This is a genomic window from Vibrio sp. Vb2880, from assembly GCF_033337975.1.
In the GTDB taxonomy this organism is placed as follows: domain Bacteria; phylum Pseudomonadota; class Gammaproteobacteria; order Enterobacterales; family Vibrionaceae; genus Vibrio; species Vibrio alginolyticus.
In genome coordinates this window covers 195,232-213,068 of sequence record NZ_JAWORT010000007.1, presented here as the reverse complement: position 1 = coordinate 213,068, position 17,837 = coordinate 195,232, and the positions used below count along the sequence as shown (strand labels likewise).

Sequence of the window (17,837 nt, the reverse complement as noted above, 5' to 3'; positions counted from 1 at the left end):
CATACAAATGAAAACCACCGCAATGCGGTGGTTTTTCTGTTTATGAGAGACGCTTAATGATATCGGTTACGCCGCTTCTAGATGCGTTGTTAAGTATGGTTGCCATGCTTGTTGGTACAAGTTCTTAGACTGTGTACGCATGTTGTGAATAGAGGCAAGCTCTATTTCGCTTAGCTCACGTTTTTCCAACATCGCTTGACGTTCTAGTTTCTGGATTTTTTCGTATAGGTCGTGTTCGGGACCGCTTTTTACATCTGCGATTGCTTTCAAGTGCAGTTGAACTTCGGCTACTAGGTTTGTTTTTGGTAAACGAACGAGCAAGTTCAAGTCTCTATATCCTGAAGGGCCAGGTTTTTTGAATCGATTTTTTACTTTCACAATCGTTGTTTCACGCTCTAACGTTTCATAAATGGAGACTAAACTCGCGACGTCTTCAGCTACAATCGTTGCACGTGCTAGGTCAGTAATACGTTCAACTTTCCCATCTAACTCTAAAGCTATCTTTTCTTCTGCTCGTTGTTTGGATTTCACGCCTGCGAAGTATGGCTGAGCGTCATTAAGAAGTGCGGTACTTTTACAGATAGTTTCAAGTTCAAATTGCGCTTGGTGAGCTTTGCTGTAAAGAATGTCGAAGTCAGAATATGGCTGAGTTGGTGTGGTGTCGATTGACTGAATGCCATATAAACCGCTAAGGCTGTGTTTAAAAAGTTTCGAACAAACTTCGTTTTGGCTGGTTGAACGACTTTGTTCGCCACTAGGTGCAGGGGTAATTGGAAGTGCGGCAAATGCCGGTGCACGGCTAAGTACCAAAAGCATCAATGCTGTAGTACGAAGAAATAAGCTCATTCACTCTCCTTAACTTGCTTGTACTTAGAAAATAGGGAACATAAAGGTCGCTAAGTTCGGCAAATCAGGTACTAACTTATAAATGGGGCCGTTACGAAAGATTCCAAGGTTTCAGTTTTATCTTGAAGTAGAATCGTGCGTTAGATCACCATTTCTCTTTTCTTTATTCTGATTATCAGATAAAGGCGCGTCTCCTATGAGACCGATTACATCCTATCACCGCAGTATTAACCAAAGATGAACGGCATAGACAAATTGAAAAAAAACGTTAGTCTTACCTCTCAAAATGAAAACAGCCGACAAGTAGAAAGTAAAATGAGAGACCAAGAATTTTGGCATAACAAATGGGCCAGCAATCAGATCGGATTTCACTTGGAAGATGTAAACCCGCTATTACCAGTATATTGGAAACACACTAATCCAAAGCGTGAAGATAAAGTGTTAGTTCCTTTATGTGGAAAGTCAGAAGACTTGATTTGGCTGGCGATGAAGCATGATTCGGTTGAAGGCGTTGAGCTAAGCCATATTGCTGTGCGTGCCTTTTTTGCTGAACATTTTTACACGCCAACGGTAACGCCTCTTAATGGCATGCACGAGCTTTATCAATTTGATGAGCTCTCTATTTATACTGGGGACTTTTTCACTGCACCAGTATCTCAAGCCGATATCATTTATGATCGCGCCGCGTTGGTTGCTTTACCGCAAGATATGCGAGAGGAGTATGTAGAGCGTCTCAAGCAACTTTTGAACCCAGGCGGTCGTATTTTGCTTGTTACACTCAACTATCCTCAAGAAGAGATGGCGGGGCCTCCATTTAGCGTGCCGGTCGAAGAGATTGAGCAGTTATTTTCAGGTTACAAAGTTACTTGTTTGAACGTAGATGAAGCTGACGAGAATCATCCTAAAATTGCGAAAAAAGGCTTAAGTCGCTTCTCTGAAGAAGTGTACTTAATCGAGAGTGAATAGGCTCTCTTCGGTTTGGAACACGAAATAGCGCAGCAATTTGAGCTGCGCTATTTTTGTATGAGTGGTTCGTATTTAATAAATGATATTCACTTTTGAAGCACTTTCAACAGCATCTTGAACGGCTTCTTCGGTGGTTTTTCGTCGCGTAAAGACAACACCTAAACGGCGGCGGCCATCGATTTCTGGCTTACCGAATAGACGAACTTGTGTTTGAGGTTGAGCTAAAGCTTTGCTTAGGTTTTCAAAGCGAATGTTTGTGGAAGTTCCTTGTCCAAGAATAACAGCAGACGCAGATGGGCCATATTGCACAATATTATTAATTGGCATTCCGGTAAACGCGCGCACGTGGAGAGCAAACTCAGACATTTCCTGTGAAATCATTGTAACCATGCCCGTATCGTGAGGGCGAGGAGAGACCTCATTGAAAATGACTTTATCGCCTTTAACAAATAGCTCTACACCAAAGATGCCGTAGCCACCGAGCGCGTTTACCACTTTCTCAGCCGTGTATTCAGCTGCTTTTACTGCGTTTTCTGACATAGTTTGCGGTTGCCATGATTCGCGGTAGTCGCCATCTTCCTGACGATGACCAATTGGAGCACAGAAATGCACACCGTCAACGGCTCTGATGGTCAATAAAGTGATTTCGTAATCGAAGTCGATAAAACCTTCCACGATAACGCGACCTGCACCCGTACGCCCGCCTTCCTGAGCGTAATCCCATGCTTTTGTAACGTCGTCTTCGGTCTTGATAACACTTTGCCCTTTACCTGAAGAGCTCATCACAGGCTTCACCACGCACGGAATACCCACATGCTCAACCGCGGCTTTGAAGTCTTCAAAGTTATCTGCAAAACGATAAGGTGAAGTCGTCAATTCCAGTTCTTCTGCTGCCAAACGTCGGATACCTTCACGATTCATTGTTAGCCTGGTTGCCTTAGCGGTTGGAACAACATTCAGTCCTTTCTCTTCAAGCTCTACCAGTTTGCCGGTTGCGATGGCTTCAATTTCTGGTACGACGTAAGTAGGTTGTTCCTTCGTAATAACTTCTTCTAAGGCGTTCCCATCTAACATGTCGATAACATAACTACGGTGAGCGACTTGCATCGCTGGAGCATTGGCATAGCGATCACAAGCAATCACTTCTAAACCAAGTCTCTGGCATTCAATGGCGACTTCTTTACCGAGTTCGCCAGAGCCTAAAAGTAATACACGGGTAGCATTTGCGCTAGTTGCAGTGCCAAACATAGTGTTCCCTTACAAAATAGAGTGATGAGACAGAAATTGCAGGAGATCATACTGAAGTTTTATGACAAAGCAAACGTTTGCTTTTGGTTTTTAAGTAATAAAAAAGCTCTACATGTTGTAGAGCTTTTTGTTGAATTTGTCGTTTATACGTTGACAAAACTAAGCGGAATATCTGGATTCAACGCTTCCAACGTTGATTGCGTATCGGCTAAGTGACTGATCTTACCTTCTGAGTTTTCTACCAATGCAGCGGCTTTGATGCTGTCAAAGGTTTCACCCGCAAGTAAAACTTGGATTAGCGCAACTTGTAGCGGTGGCAAGCTAGGATTAAACGCTGCATTTTCTGCATAAGCGCCTTGGAATACACGGCCGCTAGTCATCTCTAATGCTAAACCACTCAAGTTGTTGGTGTATGGAGAGTGGCTCATGTTCATCGCTTCAACTGCACTTTGGATGAGTGCGTCTTCATCATCACATGAGAATTGGTGTTTAACTTCTGCCATTAAGCCGGACTCGATACCGAGATCGTTTGGTCCAAAGGCTTCAGGCAGGTATTCATGAAGTGACTTTTCTTCGCGTTCTGGGAGCTGGATTTTAAGCTCGTTTGCGGTAGATAACTCATTCATGAACTGGCGGCAGTGACCACATGGGCTGAAGTTGATAGTGATATCCTTAACACCACGTTCGCCTTTCATCCAAGCATGGCTAATCGCAGACTGCTCTGCGTGAACCGTTTGACCCAACTGTACACCAAAGAATTCCATGTTGGCACCGAAGTAAAGGCGACCTGAAAGACCACGAACGATAGCGCCGACATAAAAGTCAGAAAGGGGAGCATAGGAGTACGCTGCGGCAAAAGGAAGTAGCGCAACACGAAGCTCTTTGTCTGATAGACCGGTAGCTGAAAGCAACTGCTCAAATTGTTGAACTGAAAGCGTAGCATCAAAATCATCAGCTTGGATGATAGGAGCAAGTTGTTTGGAAAGTGCTTCTGGAGCGCCTGCTAGCGCCTGTTCAATGCGACTTTTCATGTTGAATCCTTGTTATTGCATGGACAGTTATTCTATGTGAAAGATAGAAATGTTCCGTGCGTTAGATCACGATAAATAATGCAATTTATAATTCTGTTACATAATTAGAGTGAGCTCACACATGTATTCGATTGCACAGGTGTGAAGCGTTATCTCCGTCTCACAATTAACCATATCAGTATATATTCATATGACCAAGGAGCAGGAGTATGTTACCAACGCGACTTTTACCGCTATGCTACTTTATACCTACGTAATCTAGAGCGAGTGGTAGCAGCTAGAATGCTAATGCTATGAATGTATATCTCGATCAAGTCCCTTCACGATATTACTGGGTGAGGTTGCTAGATAAGATAGGGTTTTGAAAAGGGTAAGGAAGAAGCGGAAAGGCTACGGTCTGCCGGAAGGAGGGCAGACCGAGAGCGCTTAACTATTGATATAGCCAGACCGCCAAAGCAAAAAAACTTGGAGCCAAAATAGAAGTTATGATCCCACATAAAACCAATGCGAGTGATGAGAACGCGGCATCTATGGGCTGTTTCTCTGCACAAGTAGCGGTGCCTAAGGCATGAGAGACTGTACCCATTGTCAGACCACGTGCAATCGGGTGTTTAATTCCAATCAAATTGTAAATTGGGTATGCCAAAATTGCGCCCAATAAACCGACAATCAGAACCAAGATCGCCGCAACGGCAGCTTCACCACCGAGGTGACTCGAAATTTCCATTGCTATTGGCGTCGTGACGGATTTACCCACTAGACTCGCGATTAAATTGATATCCGCTTTGAAAGCGACTGCGATCAAGGTGGTTGTCATCATCGACATCACACTGCCTACTGTGCAAGCGAAAGTGATGATTCGCCAGTTTGCTTTAATTTGTGGTAGTTGTTCATATAACGGGTAAGCCAGAGCAACTACGGCTGGTTGAAGTAAAAAACTGATCCCTTCGTTATCCGCATAATACGTTTCAAACGGTACATTTAAGTAAGTAAGCAAAGGAATGAGCACTGCAATACTGATCAGCAAAGGATTTGCTAGAGGATTATTCACTTTGATTGCAATTTGGCGCGCGACAAGAAAAACCGCAATGGTAACAACTAACCACATATCAGTGCTTCTCCTTTAGCAAGTAGTCCAGCAGCCAAGCGAGGCTGACTAGTACAATGAGTGAGCCTCCAACTGCGCTAGCAATGATAGGGAGGGCATTAGCGAGTAGCATATCGAAATGTTGCATTAATCCGACGCTAATAGGAACGAACAATAAGATCATATAGCGGATAAATAGCGTGGCGCCCGGTTTGACCCAGTCGACTTTTACAAGCCCAAGAGTCATGGAGAAAAACAGTACGAGCATACCGATGACACTTCCTGGAACGGAAACGCCAGTGAACTTTTGAATGGTAATTCCGATGCCAAGTGCTCCCATGATGAGGAAGATTGAAATGAGCAGTTGGATCAGTTGTAAGAATCGTTCTTTAATCATTTTGACAGTATATAAACAACAAGCACACCATAAGGTGCGCTTGTATTAGGAGGAGTTAGGAAGCTAAGCTCTCTACATAACAGTACACGGATTTTAATATCGCAATCTTCTTTTCGTCACTTTCATGTTCGTGAACTAAGTTTTCTAAATTCAGCATGTACTCTTCAATTTGGCTTTCAAACACTTCTCGACAGTGTAGTGCCCAGCGTCTTTGTTCTTGCTCGTCTAATGTGCCTGGGAAGTTACGCGCACGATAGCGGAACAATAGAGGTTTAATGCGCTTGTCATCAAATTCAATGTCTAATGCAGCAAGATTATTCGGGTCGGTTTCTCGAATGATATCCATAGCTGCGCGATCAGCCGGAGAAAAGAACCCGTCGTAAAGCTGTGTATCGACGTCATCACTTTTATCGAATTTACGCTCGACTGAAAAGAGGCTAATCAGCTTTTCTCTAATTTCAGGATGTTGGCGCAACAAAGCGAGATTAGCGAGACATTGCTGGCGATCAATGCCAATAGACTCCGCATTTTCAGCCGTTAACGTTTTTGCAGGGGCGAGAATAGGGCATTTGTTCAAATGAACTAGTTTAACTGGCACTGGTAGCAATTCACCAAGATCTTCGCGCTTAGTGTAGAGTCTTTCGTGCAGCTCTTCTGCGGATAGCTCAAGAATAGGTTGAGGGTCTTTCGCTAAATCGATGGTGATAACGGCGTTATTATTGGTTGGATGCCAAGCAACAGGCACAATCCAGCTAGTGTACTGGCATTCGCGCCCTAGCATGCCTGAAACGTGCATCAACGGTGTCATGTTGACGATGTCGACTAAATCATTGAGCTTGCGCTTTTGGCGCATAGAAAAAAAGTAATCAAACAATTTTGGTTGCGCTGCTTTTACTTTCTTTGCCATTTCGATAGTCGCAATCACATCTGCCATGGCATCGTGCGCGTTACTATGTTCTATGCCGTTAGCCACAGACAAGTGTTCTAATTTAAAGCTAGTGAAGCCATCTTCGTTTTCTGGCCATTCTACGCCTTCTGGGCGAAGGGCATGGCACGCGCGTAGTACATCGAGTAAATCCCAACGCGAGTTACCGTTTTGCCAACTCCATGCGTATGGATCGATAAAGTTGCGATAACAAGTATAACGGGTCACTTCGTCATCAAAGCGAATGCTGTTGTAGCCTAAACTGGTGGTATTTGGTCTCGCGAGTTCAGCGTGAATCTTAGCGATAAACTCTGGCTCAGAAAGGCCTTCTTGAACCGTTTTTTGCGGAGTAATACCAGTAATAAGCGCAGCTTCAGGAGACGGAAGATAATCAGCTGGTGGTTGACAGTACATGACTAAAGGCTCGCCGATGATATTAAAGTTTTCATCTGTACGAACACCAGCAAACTGGCTTGGGCGATCTTTCGCGGGGTTGGTTCCCCATGTCTCATAATCAAAGAAGAAAAAAGTGGGCTGATTATCTTGGTGCATTCTGCTTACCGTTTACAAAACCGATGACAGTATTAGACCATTCAACGCCTTGACTAGCAACGAAAGATGCAAGTTGAATTTTTGAAAATGAAAAAAGCCGATGGCGAACCATCGGCTTGATATTTTACGTTTATCGCTTTGGAAGGAATTTGAGTTCTATGCTCGTGTTTCTTCCAATGTTGCTTCACTTTCTGGTGACTTCAGCACTCGGCTAGCAATTGTACCCGCAGTCATTGAGCCTGAAACGTTTAGTGCGGTACGTGCCATGTCAATCAATGGTTCAATAGAGATAAGTAGCGCCGCGATGGTCACAGGTAAGCCCATTGCAGGAAGAACAATCAAGGCTGCAAACGTTGCACCGCCGCCAACACCTGCAATACCAAATGAACTGATGGTGATAATCGCAATCAATGACAGGATAAAGTGTAGATCAAGTGGGTTGATACCCATTGTTGGAGCTACCATCACTGCAAGCATTGCAGGATAGATACCCGCACAGCCGTTTTGGCCGATAGTGGCACCAAACGATGCTGATAGGTTTGCAATCGCTGGTGGTACGTTAAGCTTCGTGATTTGCGCTTCTACGTTTAGTGGAATTGTTGCTGCTGAGCTACGAGATGTAAACGCGAAGGTCAGTACAGGCCAGATTTTCTTAAAGTATTCCGCAGGGCTAACGCCGACAAAAGAGACTAATACGCCGTGAACAACAAACATCAGTGCGATAGCAACATAAGACGCCACAATAAAGCCAAGTAGGTTTAGGATGTCGCCTGCGCTTGATGTCGCTACCACTTTTGCCATCAGTGCTGCGATGCCGTATGGCGTTAGGGCCATGATCATCTTCACTAATCGCATAACGATAGATTGAGCAGCTTCTACGAAAGTACGAATCGGTGATTCCAACTCTGCTTTTTCCATCATCACTTTACGAGCGGCGATACCAGTTAACACGCCGAAAATCACTACAGCGATAATCGATGTCGAGCGAGCACCTGTTAGATCAGCAAATGGGTTGGTTGGAATGAAACTAACTAGCATTTGAGGAATAGTTAGGTCACTTACTGTACCGGCACGGCTTTCTAGAACGGCGATACGAGCGGTTTCACGCGCACCTTCAGTTAACCCTTCTGCTGAAAGGCCAAATGTTGTTGTCACCAAGATACCGATAAGTGCAGCAATTGCAGTCGTTACTAGAAGAACAGAGATGGTCAGGCCAGAAATTTTACCTAAAGATCCACCTTTCTCCAATTTAACAACTGCAGAGATCATCGATACCAATACTAGTGGCATGATGACCATTTTCAGTAGACCAACGTAGCCACTGCCTACAATGCCTACCCATTCAAGTGTTTGAGCAATTGCGCTGTTGCCTTCACCGTGAATGAGTTGCAAAGCAAGACCAAAAAGAGAACCGGTAACAAGACCGATCAAAACGAGACGTGAAAGAGTATGTTTCTTTTGTTGCTGACTAAATAGAAAGAACAATATGCCAACAAAGACGGCTAGAGAGGCTATCACTGCAAAATTCATAATTTGACCTTATCAACCAACCGAAGTGGCGGTTGTTTTTTATACGGGGTTTTATACGGATGTATTTATGGAGCGTAAGATAACGCTCGTGATATAACTTTAAAAATGACAAACGGGTATTAGCTAGATCTAAAATGAATATAAAAACGAGATCTAAGTCGCGTGAGAGCGTGAATTAGCACGTTAATTGTACAAAATGGTTATTCGTAGTGATGCAGTAAGTCACGCATTTCTTTCCTTTGTAAGTAAACCACCGAGTCTTCTTGATAACTGAAAAGTTGATAAATCATCGCTTTGGCGACATCTTCTGCTCGAATCGGTAAAAAGTTGGACAGTTTGCCAAGCATGAATGGGCGAATTACCTTAAACAGAGTTTGTACTAACTTCTCGTCCATTCTTGGGCTTTGACGTTGACCAACAAGCGGGCCTGGGCGAACAAATACGATTTCCTCAAAATCCATAGCTTCGATTCGTTGTTCCATTTGTCCTTTACAAGCTAAGTAATGGGATGGCGATTTACTATTTGCACCGAGGCTAGAAACAATCGCAAGGCGTTTGACTCCGATTGTTTTCATTTGTTGGGCGACTTTGCACACCAGATCAACATCTACTCTACGCAAATTATCCTTACTGCCTGCTTGCTTAAGGGTCGTGCCTAAACAGATAAAGCCGATGGTTGGTGTCGGTTGGTTCTCATCCCATTGGTGGATAGAAAGGTCTGCATCAATGAGAGGAATAAGCTTGTTGTCCACATCTAGGACGCCATCGAGTGGGCGGCGAGAAAGATAATATAATGTTCCAACACCTGATTGATTTATGAGGTTTGCAATGACTTTTGAGCCTACTAAGCCAGTTGCACCGGCGATGATTGCGCAGGTGTTGTTATCCATATCTTTTCTCCTATATGGGAACATAGTCTAAGCTATTGTAGCGGATTTCAACGAGTTACTTATAATCTCGTGCAAGAAAGGTGAGACGCTCTGCGAACTCGGCAGACTATCCTGAGATAAACTTGATTAGCGCTGCCCCAATTGGATGCAAGTGTATACAATAGTGGGCGCGCAAAAACTGTCGCTGAACAAGACCTCTTGAACAACAGAACACCTCTCACCCAGACAACATCAAAGGAACGTAAAAAATGGATGACTCTTTTGCTGCGGAGATACAAGCACGCATAGATAACAAAACCAAACCCGTCGGTTCTTTAGGCTTATTGGAAAAGGTGGCACTGCAGTTAGCTCTTATTCAAAGTCAGAATAAACCTCAGCCAGTTGATTCCATCGCTATCTGCAAACCAAGCATGCTGGTATTTGCTGGAGATCACGGCGTTGCAGAGGAGGGCGTGAGCATTGCGCCAAGCGAAGTCACTCAGCAAATGGTGGCTAACTTTCTCGCTGGCGGCGCAGCCATCAACTGTTTTTGCGACATTAATGGCATTCAACTCAAAGTAATAGATTGCGGCATGTTGGCTCCTATTGATGTGCTGGTTCCAGAATTTAAATCCCATCCCAACTTGGTTGAACAACGGTTGGGTAACGGTACGGCTAATTTTTCTAAACAATCAGCGATGTCCCCAGAACAAGTGGCGTTAGGTTTAGAATATGGTGCGAAGATTGCTGAGCATACCATTTTGCATGGTTCAAACCTCTTAATGTTCGGCGAGATGGGCATCGGTAATACCAGTTCGGCCTCAGCACTGTTATCGGCGCTGAGCTCATTAGATATTGATTATTGTGTTGGCGTTGGCACCGGAATCAATCAACAGCAGTTGAGCCGCAAATATAAACTGGTAGCACAGGGGGTAAACCGATGTCGAGGTCTTGATACCAAAGCGATTCTCGCACAGGTTGGGGGCTTTGAAATCGTACAAATGGTGGGCGCTTTTTTAGAAGCCAAGCGGCTTAAAACTCCAGTTTTAGTGGATGGGTTTATCGTATCGGTAGCGGCTTATATTGCGACGTTGTTAGACGAAGAAACGCGTGAATACATGTTGTTTGCCCATCGCTCTGAAGAAAATGGACATAAATTTGTATTGGAACATCTTAAAGCCGAACCTCTGCTCGACCTTGGTTTACGGCTAGGGGAGGGAACAGGAGCCGCTCTTGCCTTACTCTTGTTAAAAGCTGCCGCCCAGTTTTACAACAAAATGGCGAGCTTTGAGAGTGCAGGAGTTACAGTTTAGTGTCAGTCCCTGATAATTCTGAGAAAGTCACGTCGTCATCGTTAAGATACCAGTGGGAGTTATTTCTATTAGCTACCAGTTTTTTTAGCCGCTTACCCGTGCCCCAAGCGTTGCCTTACAGTGAAGAACGCATGAATCAGGCAGGCCGTTACTTTGCGTTAGTTGGTCTCGTGCTTGGAGCACTTTGCGCTTTGGTATTCTCGCTCACCTCAATTTTTTTTCCAGAGTCGGTTGCCATAGTATTAACGATGGTGTTTAGCTTATTGTTAACTGGGGCTTTTCACGAAGACGGCTTGACCGATATGGCGGATGGCATTGGCGGTGGCATGACCGTAGAGCGACGCCTCTCTATTATGAAAGACAGTCGTATTGGCACTTATGGTGCCGCCACTCTCATTATGGCGTTATTGGCTAAGTATGTTTTTTGGAGTGAACTGGCTAACTTGCCGCACTTTTGGTTGGTCATTGTCGTCGCTTACACCGCAAGCCGAGCACTAGCAGCGACGCTTATTTATGACATGCCTTATGTCAGTGACAGTGATACGTCGAAAAGTAAACCGCTAGCAAGTCGCCAGTCTTCTCTAGAAGTCTCCATTTTGTTGTTTACTGGTGGCGTAACATTGCTTGTGCTTGGTTTCGCGGATGCGATCTTGATATCGCTTGTTCTCGTGGTATTTCGTTTGATGTTCAAACGTTGGTTAACCAAGAGAATTGGCGGCTTTACGGGGGATTGCCTTGGCGCAGCGCAACAGTTGTCGGAACTGCTTATTTATCTCACTATGATTGGGTTGTATCACTCCTCATGAAGCAATTGATACTCGGTGGCGCGCGCTCTGGGAAGTCGCATTTGGCAGAAAAAACAGCTAAGCACTTATCGGTCGCTTCTCATCGATCATTACACTATGTTGCAACCGCGCTGCCATTTGACCAAGAAATGCGAGAGCGAATAGCGCATCATCAAAAGCAACGCGGGGGCGAGTGGCAAGAGCATGAATGCCCCCTTCATTTATCTGAGTTACTGACAAATTTCGCTACCACCGATGTTGTATTGGTCGACTGTTTAACCTTGTGGCTCAACAATTGGATATTTGAGTTAGGTGATGAATGTTCCAATGAGAAGCTAGAAGCAGAAATTGAAAAGCTTATAAAGATGGTACGTGGCTCAGATGCGACGTTAATATTCGTCTCTAACGAGGTTGGAATGGGCATTGTGCCTTTGGGGGCGGTTAGTCGTTATTTTGTGGATAATGCAGGACGGATGAATCAAAAACTAGCCAGTGTTTGCCATCGCGTTACCTTTGTTGCTGCTGGTTTGCCGTTGGTTCTTAAAGAGTAGGATGGAACAAAATGAAAACACTCAATATCTATCTTGTGCGTCATGGAAAAGTAGACGCTCCACCAGGACTCCATGGCCAAACAGATGTAAAAGTTACGCCTGCTGATCAAGAGAGTATTGCTCGGGCTTGGGCCGAGAGTGGACGAGGTGTGGGTGGAATAATTTCTTCTCCGCTTTCACGCTGTCAAGAACTGGCAAACATCATTGCTGAACAGCAATTATTACCAGTAATGACGGATGAGTCTTTACAAGAGATGGCATTTGGTGATTTTGATGGTATGCCTTTTGATATGCTCACTGAGCAGTGGAAAAAGCTAGATGCTTTTTGGCAATCGCCAGCACAACATACGTTGCCGAATGCTGAGAGCTTAAGCACATTTTCTGAGCGCATATGTCGCGTTTGGTCTCAAATCATCAACGATATCAATGACAATCTACTTATCGTCACGCATGGTGGCGTCATTCGTATGATTCTTGCTCATGTATTGGAGTTAGATTGGCGTAACCCAAAGTGGTATTCGACGTTGTCGATAGGAAACGCTTCTGTCACGCATGTAACAATTACCATAGATGAGCAAATTTACGCCTCGGTGCGTTCGATTGGCGTACCTCTTTTAACTCGTTAATTTATAAATATTAAAATGCCCAGAACGATATTGCTTACGGGCATAGTCACGGAAGATGTCAGTGGAAGCCCATCTGCTAGGTGCAGGAAGCGAAAATTGACTCAGTTACATAAAAAGGAAATATAGAAATGACAACGCCGAGTTGGGATTTGTCCATCGTTTATAACGACCTTTCTGACCCACGAATTCAAGACGATATTGCTCTTGTGGAACAATGTATTGATCTTTTGAATAAACAATCAGCAGATTGTGGCAACGTAGAGATCATGCAAAATGCGATTTTAACCAATGAAGCCGCGAGTCGTTTAGCGGGTACAGTTGCAAATTTTGCGAGTTGTTATGCTTCTGTTGATGCAACAAACGCCGAAGCGAAATCGTTACTTGGTAAAATGACCCGCATCTTTTCGGAGCTTTCCCAAGCGTTCAGTCCCTTTGATTTGACATTAACTCATGCCGACGAAGAGTTTATCTTGCGCGTGTTAGACCATGAGAATCCTGATATCAGTGGGCAAGCTTTTTCTATCTTGAATTCTAGAAAGTTGGCGGATACTCGTCTTAGCAACGCAGAAGAACAGTTACTGGCTGCGATGAGTGTGGATGGCAAATCGGCTTGGGGTAACCTATACGATAACCTGACTGGCTCATTGAAAGTGAAGCTTAAGTATGTAGATGGTAAGAGTGAAGAGCTTGGGTTTTCTCAAGCGGCAAGCATTCTTTATGGTTCTGAATTCGAGCGTCAAGAAGCCGCGTGGCGAGGCGTACAAGATGCAATGCAAACGCACCAAGAATCATTCGCTGCGATTTTGAATGCGTTAGCAGGATGGCGCTTAACTGAAAATAAAAAGCGTTCTACGAAGCGTGAAGTTCACTTCCTAGAGCCGAGTTTGCATGGTAGCCGAATCCAAGCTGAAACTTTAAATGCGATGATGACCGTAGCCAAAGACAGTCGAGCTATTGGTCAGAAAGCGGGTTTATTGATGGCGCAAGTACATGGTCTGGATGAGATGAAACCTTGGAATCATCTGGCGGCTATGCCTGCTTTGAGCGGTGAAGCGAAGGTTTACGACTTTGATGAAGCGATTGAGGTTATTTGTGAAGCATTTGAAACAGTAAACCCTGAGATGTCGGAATTTGTCCGTTTGATGGTACAAAATGGTTGGATTGATGCCGCGCCAAATGCTAACAAGCGTCTTGGCGCATACTGCACCAAACTGCCAGCAACGCGAACACCACTTGTATTTATGACTTGGAGTGGCAGCCGGTCAGACCTTATGACTCTGGCACATGAACTTGGCCATGCGTTCCATAACTGGGTTATTCGTGATTTGCCACTTTGCCAAACTTACTACCCAATGACGTTAGCAGAAACCGCCTCTATCTTTGCAGAAAACATCGTTCGTGATCATTTGATTTCGAAAGCTGAGAGCGTTGATGAAAAGCTCGAGATGTTGTGGGAAGAGTTGTCATCTGCGCTAGCTTTAATGATCAACATTCCGGTTCGCTACGAGTTTGAAAAATCGTTTTATGAACGCCGCCAGGATGGAGAGTTAACCGCAGATGAATTCTGTGAGTTGATGTCAGAAACTTGGAAAGAATGGTATGGCGACGTAATGAGCGAACCGGATCCGTACTTCTGGGCAAGCAAGCTGCACTTTTCTATTGATAGCGTGAGCTTTTATAACTACCCATACCTATTTGGTTTCTTGTTTAGCAAGGGTATCTATGCACAGCGAGAAACCAAAGGCGAAGCGTTTTACACCGATTACATCAATTTGCTGCGCGATACAGGCTGCATGATGGCGGAAGATGTCGTCGAAAAGCATCTGTCGATGGATTTAACCCAGCCAACGTTTTGGCAGCAGAGTGTTGAGCTAGTGCGTGAAAAAGTCGATGAGTTTGAGCGTTTGCTCGCACAGCGCGGCTAAGTTTTTCGCAGTGTTGATGCATAATCTGCTTTATAGCTACAAAAATTTGATCAAATCATAATGATCTTAATCAGGGCTGTGGTAAAGTTCACAGCCCTAACACTTTGTAATTGTTTGAAAATTAAACGCCTCAATGCTTGATTTGAGTGCCTGGCGCGAAAAGGCATCGGATTTTCGAGGGAAATAGTGATTTCTACTCATAAGTGAGATCGCAGCAACAAAAATCCTTTGTACAATTTATTAACATATCCGCCGTGCTATTAAGGAGTAACGCATGACGAAGTCTCTCTTTCGCCAATCGTTTTTAACTGACACGTTAGATGTTCATATTGATGTTGCACCAGCGGAGCAGGTGCTTTCTAGCGGTGTAAAACTTAAACTCTATCAGCGTGGTGTATTAGAAGTAATCCCTGCGAATTATACTCAGGATACGAAGAACATCATCATCTCTTGTGGGGTTCACGGAGATGAAACCGCACCGATGGAGCTGGTGGATTCCATTATTCAAGACATAGAAACTGGGTTCCAGACGGTCGATACCCGTTGTCTGTTCATTATCGCTCACCCAGAATCCACTCTGGCGCACACGCGATTCCTCGAAGAAAACCTCAACCGTCTGTTTGACGAAAAAGAACACAAACAGACAAAAGAGCTTGTTATCGCCGATACACTTAAGCTGCTTGTTCGAGATTTTTATCAGGATACCGACCCGACAACACGCTGGCACCTTGATTTACACTGCGCGATTAGAGGCTCCAAGCACTATACGTTTGCAGTAAGTCCTAAGACTCGCCATCCTGTGCGCAGCAAAGCATTGATCGATTTCTTGGACAGTGCACACATTGAAGCTGTGCTCCTGTCAAACTCCCCATCGAGTACGTTTAGCTGGTACAGTGCCGAGAACTTTGGTGCGCAGGCTCTGACGATGGAGCTTGGGCGTGTGGCTCGTATCGGTGAAAATGACCTCGATAAACTGACCGCGTTTGATTTGTCTTTACGTAATTTGATTGCGGAAACGAAGCCAGAACACCTACCAAAACCATGCATTAAGTATCGCGTAAGTCGCACAATCGTTCGTTTGAACGAAGACTTTGACTTTATGTTCGACGACAATGTTGAAAACTTCACCTCATTTGTTCACGGCGAAGTGTTTGGTCATGATGGCGACAAACCATTAATGGCGAAGAATGAAAACGAAGCGATTGTCTTCCCGAACCGCCACGTCGCAATAGGTCAACGTGCAGCTCTGATGGTTTGTGAAGTGAAAACCCGTTTTGAAGAGGGTGAGTTGGTTTACGATTAATCCAACATTGCTTTGAGAAGTTAATTGCAATTTACCGAGGCTTAACTGTAAGGTTAAGCCTCGTTTGTTTTTATCGGCCGCTATGGATTTTCAACAACTTATCCTGAACAAGGAACGACGCTGGCAACGTAACCTGATGGTTATGTCGATCGTGCTCGCTGTACTCTCTGCCATCCACTTGATGGTCGGAGAAATTTTCCTTTCTCCTTTTCAATCCTTATCTGCATTTGAACAGAAGTTATTGGTGGACTTGCGTTTACCGAGGTTAGTGTCTGCGGCAATTATTGGTGCTGCGTTAGCGGTATCTGGCGCGACGTTACAAGTGTTGCTTGGGAACGTGTTGGCTGAACCTGGCGTGCTTGGTATATCTGGTGGTGCAAGCTTAGCAATGGTCTTAATCATGTTCGCGTCACCTGTTCTTCCTACCCCGATTGTTTTTATGTTGGCAGCGATTGCAGGCTCGATGGTATTCACGTTTGTTTTGGTGGCGATAGCAAGGGCAATGCACCTGACGACGGCTCGATTGCTTTTGGTTGGGGTCGCATTGGGTATTTTATCGAGCGCGATTGTGACGTGGGCATTTTACTTTAGTGATGATCTCAGTTTACGCCAACTGATGTATTGGTTAATGGGCAGTATTGGCGGTGCGAGTTGGTATCAACATACCGTTACCTTGGTGATGTTACCGGTGCTCATCTGGTTATGTTGTAAAGGCAAATCGCTTGATAAATTGATGCTGGGTGAGATTCATGCGACCCAATTGGGAGTCGATGTACATCAAATGCGTTGGAAACTGATCCTCGCCATTTCTGTTTTGGTGGGGAGTTCAGTCGCTTTGGGTGGCATCATCAGTTTTGTTGGTTTGGTGGTGCCGCACTTGTTGCGTTTGGCTTTTGGTACGGAAAACCGTTATTTATTGCCACTTTCTGCAATATCTGGTGCTGCGTTGCTTGTATTTGCTGACATCGGCGCAAGACTGTTATTGGACTCCGCAGAGTTACCTTTAGGTGTCATGACAACATCGATTGGCGCACCTATTTTCATCTGGATGCTGGTGAAGAGTCATGATGCACGTTAAACATATGTCGGTTGGTAGTCGATTATTGCCTCTTTCTTTTGAATGCAAAGCTGGCGAAATCGTACATATCGTTGGGCCTAATGGTTCCGGTAAGAGTACTTTATTGGCTGCGATTTCTGGTACGTTAAGTCACCGAGAGGGTATGAGTGGTGAAGTGTACGTTGGCGACAAAAACTTGCTTACTTTACCGTTGTCAGAGCAAGCTCATGTGCGAGGTTATTTGTGTCAGCAATCACGCCCTGCATTTAATGTCGATGTTTTTCAGTATCTAGCACTATCTCTGCCGAGTGGCGCTGAGATTGCGGATATCAAAGTGCGTGATGCCGTCAATATGGTGGTGGAGCTAGTACAACTGCAAGATAAGCTTCATCGTAGTATTCAAACATTATCCGGTGGTGAGTGGCAGCGTGTCCGATTAGCAGGTGTATGTTTGCAGGTGTGGCGTACCATTAATCCTTTTTCGCAGTTTTTAATTTTGGATGAGCCAGCAGCACCGTTAGATATTGCGCAAGAGGGTCTGCTCTATCAATTGATTAACGCTATGGCGGCGCAGGGGATTGGAGTATTAGTTGCTAATCACGATCTCAATCGCACATTAAAGCACGCAGATAAAGTATTGCTGCTTAACAACGGTGTGCTGCACTCATCAGGAAATGCCGATACTGTGCTAACGGAAGAAGCTCTCGGGGAAGTGTTCAATACTCAAGTCAAAAAGGTCATCGTAGATGAGCAACCTTATTTAATCTTTGATTAGTATTTAGGGACAACAAAAAACGACCTACTTGAGGTCGTTTTTTTTAATCGA

Annotated in this window: 17 protein-coding genes; 9 read left to right on the top strand and 8 right to left on the bottom strand. The window is 44.6% G+C overall.

The genetic code is table 11. The features are described from left to right. Positions 1 to 66: 66 nt before the first annotated feature. Complete coding sequence (locus tag R7M92_RS10620; protein WP_318133343.1) at positions 67 to 846, bottom strand: phosphoribosylglycinamide formyltransferase; 780 nt, start codon at positions 844 to 846, stop codon at positions 67 to 69. 315 nt (positions 847 to 1,161) lie between these two features. Between R7M92_RS10620 and R7M92_RS10615 the strand changes: the two genes are divergently transcribed. After that, positions 1,162 to 1,812 carry a thiopurine S-methyltransferase gene (locus tag R7M92_RS10615; RefSeq protein WP_021707633.1) on the top strand — a complete coding sequence of 217 codons (651 nt, stop codon included), beginning with the start codon at positions 1,162 to 1,164 and terminating at the stop codon, positions 1,810 to 1,812. Positions 1,813 to 1,884: 72 nt separating this feature from the next. Here the strand turns inward: R7M92_RS10615 and purT are convergent, their stop codons facing one another. The 7 genes from purT to R7M92_RS10580 form a co-directional block, all read right to left on the bottom strand. Next, positions 1,885 to 3,060, bottom strand: coding sequence for a formate-dependent phosphoribosylglycinamide formyltransferase (purT, locus tag R7M92_RS10610; protein ID WP_318133341.1), 1,176 nt, complete (start codon positions 3,058 to 3,060; stop codon positions 1,885 to 1,887). A 143-nt stretch (positions 3,061 to 3,203) separates the two neighbouring features. Beyond that, on the bottom strand, positions 3,204 to 4,091 hold the full coding sequence (gene cdd, locus R7M92_RS10605; RefSeq protein WP_005377892.1) for a cytidine deaminase: 888 nt from the start codon (positions 4,089 to 4,091) through the stop codon (positions 3,204 to 3,206). Positions 4,092 to 4,521: 430 nt separating this feature from the next. Next, positions 4,522 to 5,199 (bottom strand): LrgB family protein, encoded by a 678-nt coding sequence (locus tag R7M92_RS10600; protein WP_262599252.1) that lies wholly within the window; start codon positions 5,197 to 5,199, stop codon positions 4,522 to 4,524. A gap of 1 nt (position 5,200) precedes the next feature. Beyond that, the gene (locus tag R7M92_RS10595) at positions 5,201 to 5,575 is read right to left on the bottom strand and encodes a CidA/LrgA family protein (protein ID WP_005397786.1); all 375 of its coding nucleotides are present in this window, start codon (positions 5,573 to 5,575) and stop codon (positions 5,201 to 5,203) included. A gap of 55 nt (positions 5,576 to 5,630) precedes the next feature. Next, positions 5,631 to 7,052 carry an exodeoxyribonuclease I gene (gene sbcB, locus R7M92_RS10590; protein WP_047100708.1) on the bottom strand — a complete coding sequence of 474 codons (1,422 nt, stop codon included), beginning with the start codon at positions 7,050 to 7,052 and terminating at the stop codon, positions 5,631 to 5,633. Positions 7,053 to 7,208: 156 nt separating this feature from the next. After that, positions 7,209 to 8,582, bottom strand: coding sequence for an L-cystine transporter (locus R7M92_RS10585; protein ID WP_047100707.1), 1,374 nt, complete (start codon positions 8,580 to 8,582; stop codon positions 7,209 to 7,211). Between the two features lie 200 nt (positions 8,583 to 8,782). Further along, positions 8,783 to 9,472 carry an NAD(P)H-binding protein gene (locus R7M92_RS10580; protein ID WP_318133339.1) on the bottom strand — a complete coding sequence of 230 codons (690 nt, stop codon included), beginning with the start codon at positions 9,470 to 9,472 and terminating at the stop codon, positions 8,783 to 8,785. A 248-nt stretch (positions 9,473 to 9,720) separates the two neighbouring features. Here R7M92_RS10580 and cobT point away from each other — a divergent pair, with 248 nt between their 5' ends. The 8 genes from cobT to btuD all read left to right on the top strand — a co-directional run bounded on the left by cobT (position 9,721) and on the right by btuD (position 17,786). Beyond that, positions 9,721 to 10,764, top strand: coding sequence for a nicotinate-nucleotide--dimethylbenzimidazole phosphoribosyltransferase (gene cobT, locus R7M92_RS10575; RefSeq protein ID WP_047100705.1), 1,044 nt, complete (start codon positions 9,721 to 9,723; stop codon positions 10,762 to 10,764). Continuing rightward, positions 10,764 to 11,570 (top strand): adenosylcobinamide-GDP ribazoletransferase, encoded by an 807-nt coding sequence (locus R7M92_RS10570; RefSeq protein ID WP_047100704.1) that lies wholly within the window; start codon positions 10,764 to 10,766, stop codon positions 11,568 to 11,570. Before cobT ends, R7M92_RS10570 begins: the two co-directional genes overlap by 1 nt. Continuing rightward, a complete protein-coding gene (cobU, locus tag R7M92_RS10565) occupies positions 11,567 to 12,100 on the top strand; it encodes a bifunctional adenosylcobinamide kinase/adenosylcobinamide-phosphate guanylyltransferase (protein WP_047100703.1) in 534 nt (177 codons plus the stop codon). The genes R7M92_RS10570 and cobU overlap by 4 nt, the downstream gene beginning before the upstream one ends. An 11-nt stretch (positions 12,101 to 12,111) precedes the next feature. Further along, positions 12,112 to 12,726, top strand: a complete 615-nt coding sequence (gene cobC, locus R7M92_RS10560) for an alpha-ribazole phosphatase (RefSeq protein WP_017820880.1) — start codon at positions 12,112 to 12,114, stop codon at positions 12,724 to 12,726. Between the two features lie 128 nt (positions 12,727 to 12,854). Further along, entirely contained in the window at positions 12,855 to 14,651 is a 1,797-nt protein-coding gene (locus R7M92_RS10555) for a M3 family oligoendopeptidase (RefSeq protein WP_318133338.1), read from the top strand. A gap of 274 nt (positions 14,652 to 14,925) precedes the next feature. Beyond that, on the top strand, positions 14,926 to 15,954 hold the full coding sequence (locus tag R7M92_RS10550) for a succinylglutamate desuccinylase (RefSeq protein WP_167415155.1): 1,029 nt from the start codon (positions 14,926 to 14,928) through the stop codon (positions 15,952 to 15,954). A gap of 82 nt (positions 15,955 to 16,036) precedes the next feature. Further along, entirely contained in the window at positions 16,037 to 17,032 is a 996-nt protein-coding gene (gene btuC / locus R7M92_RS10545) for a vitamin B12 ABC transporter permease BtuC (RefSeq protein WP_042521936.1), read from the top strand. Then, complete coding sequence (gene btuD / locus R7M92_RS10540; protein ID WP_213868414.1) at positions 17,019 to 17,786, top strand: vitamin B12 ABC transporter ATP-binding protein BtuD; 768 nt, start codon at positions 17,019 to 17,021, stop codon at positions 17,784 to 17,786. Before btuC ends, btuD begins: the two co-directional genes overlap by 14 nt. The last annotated feature ends 51 nt before the right edge of the window (positions 17,787 to 17,837 follow it).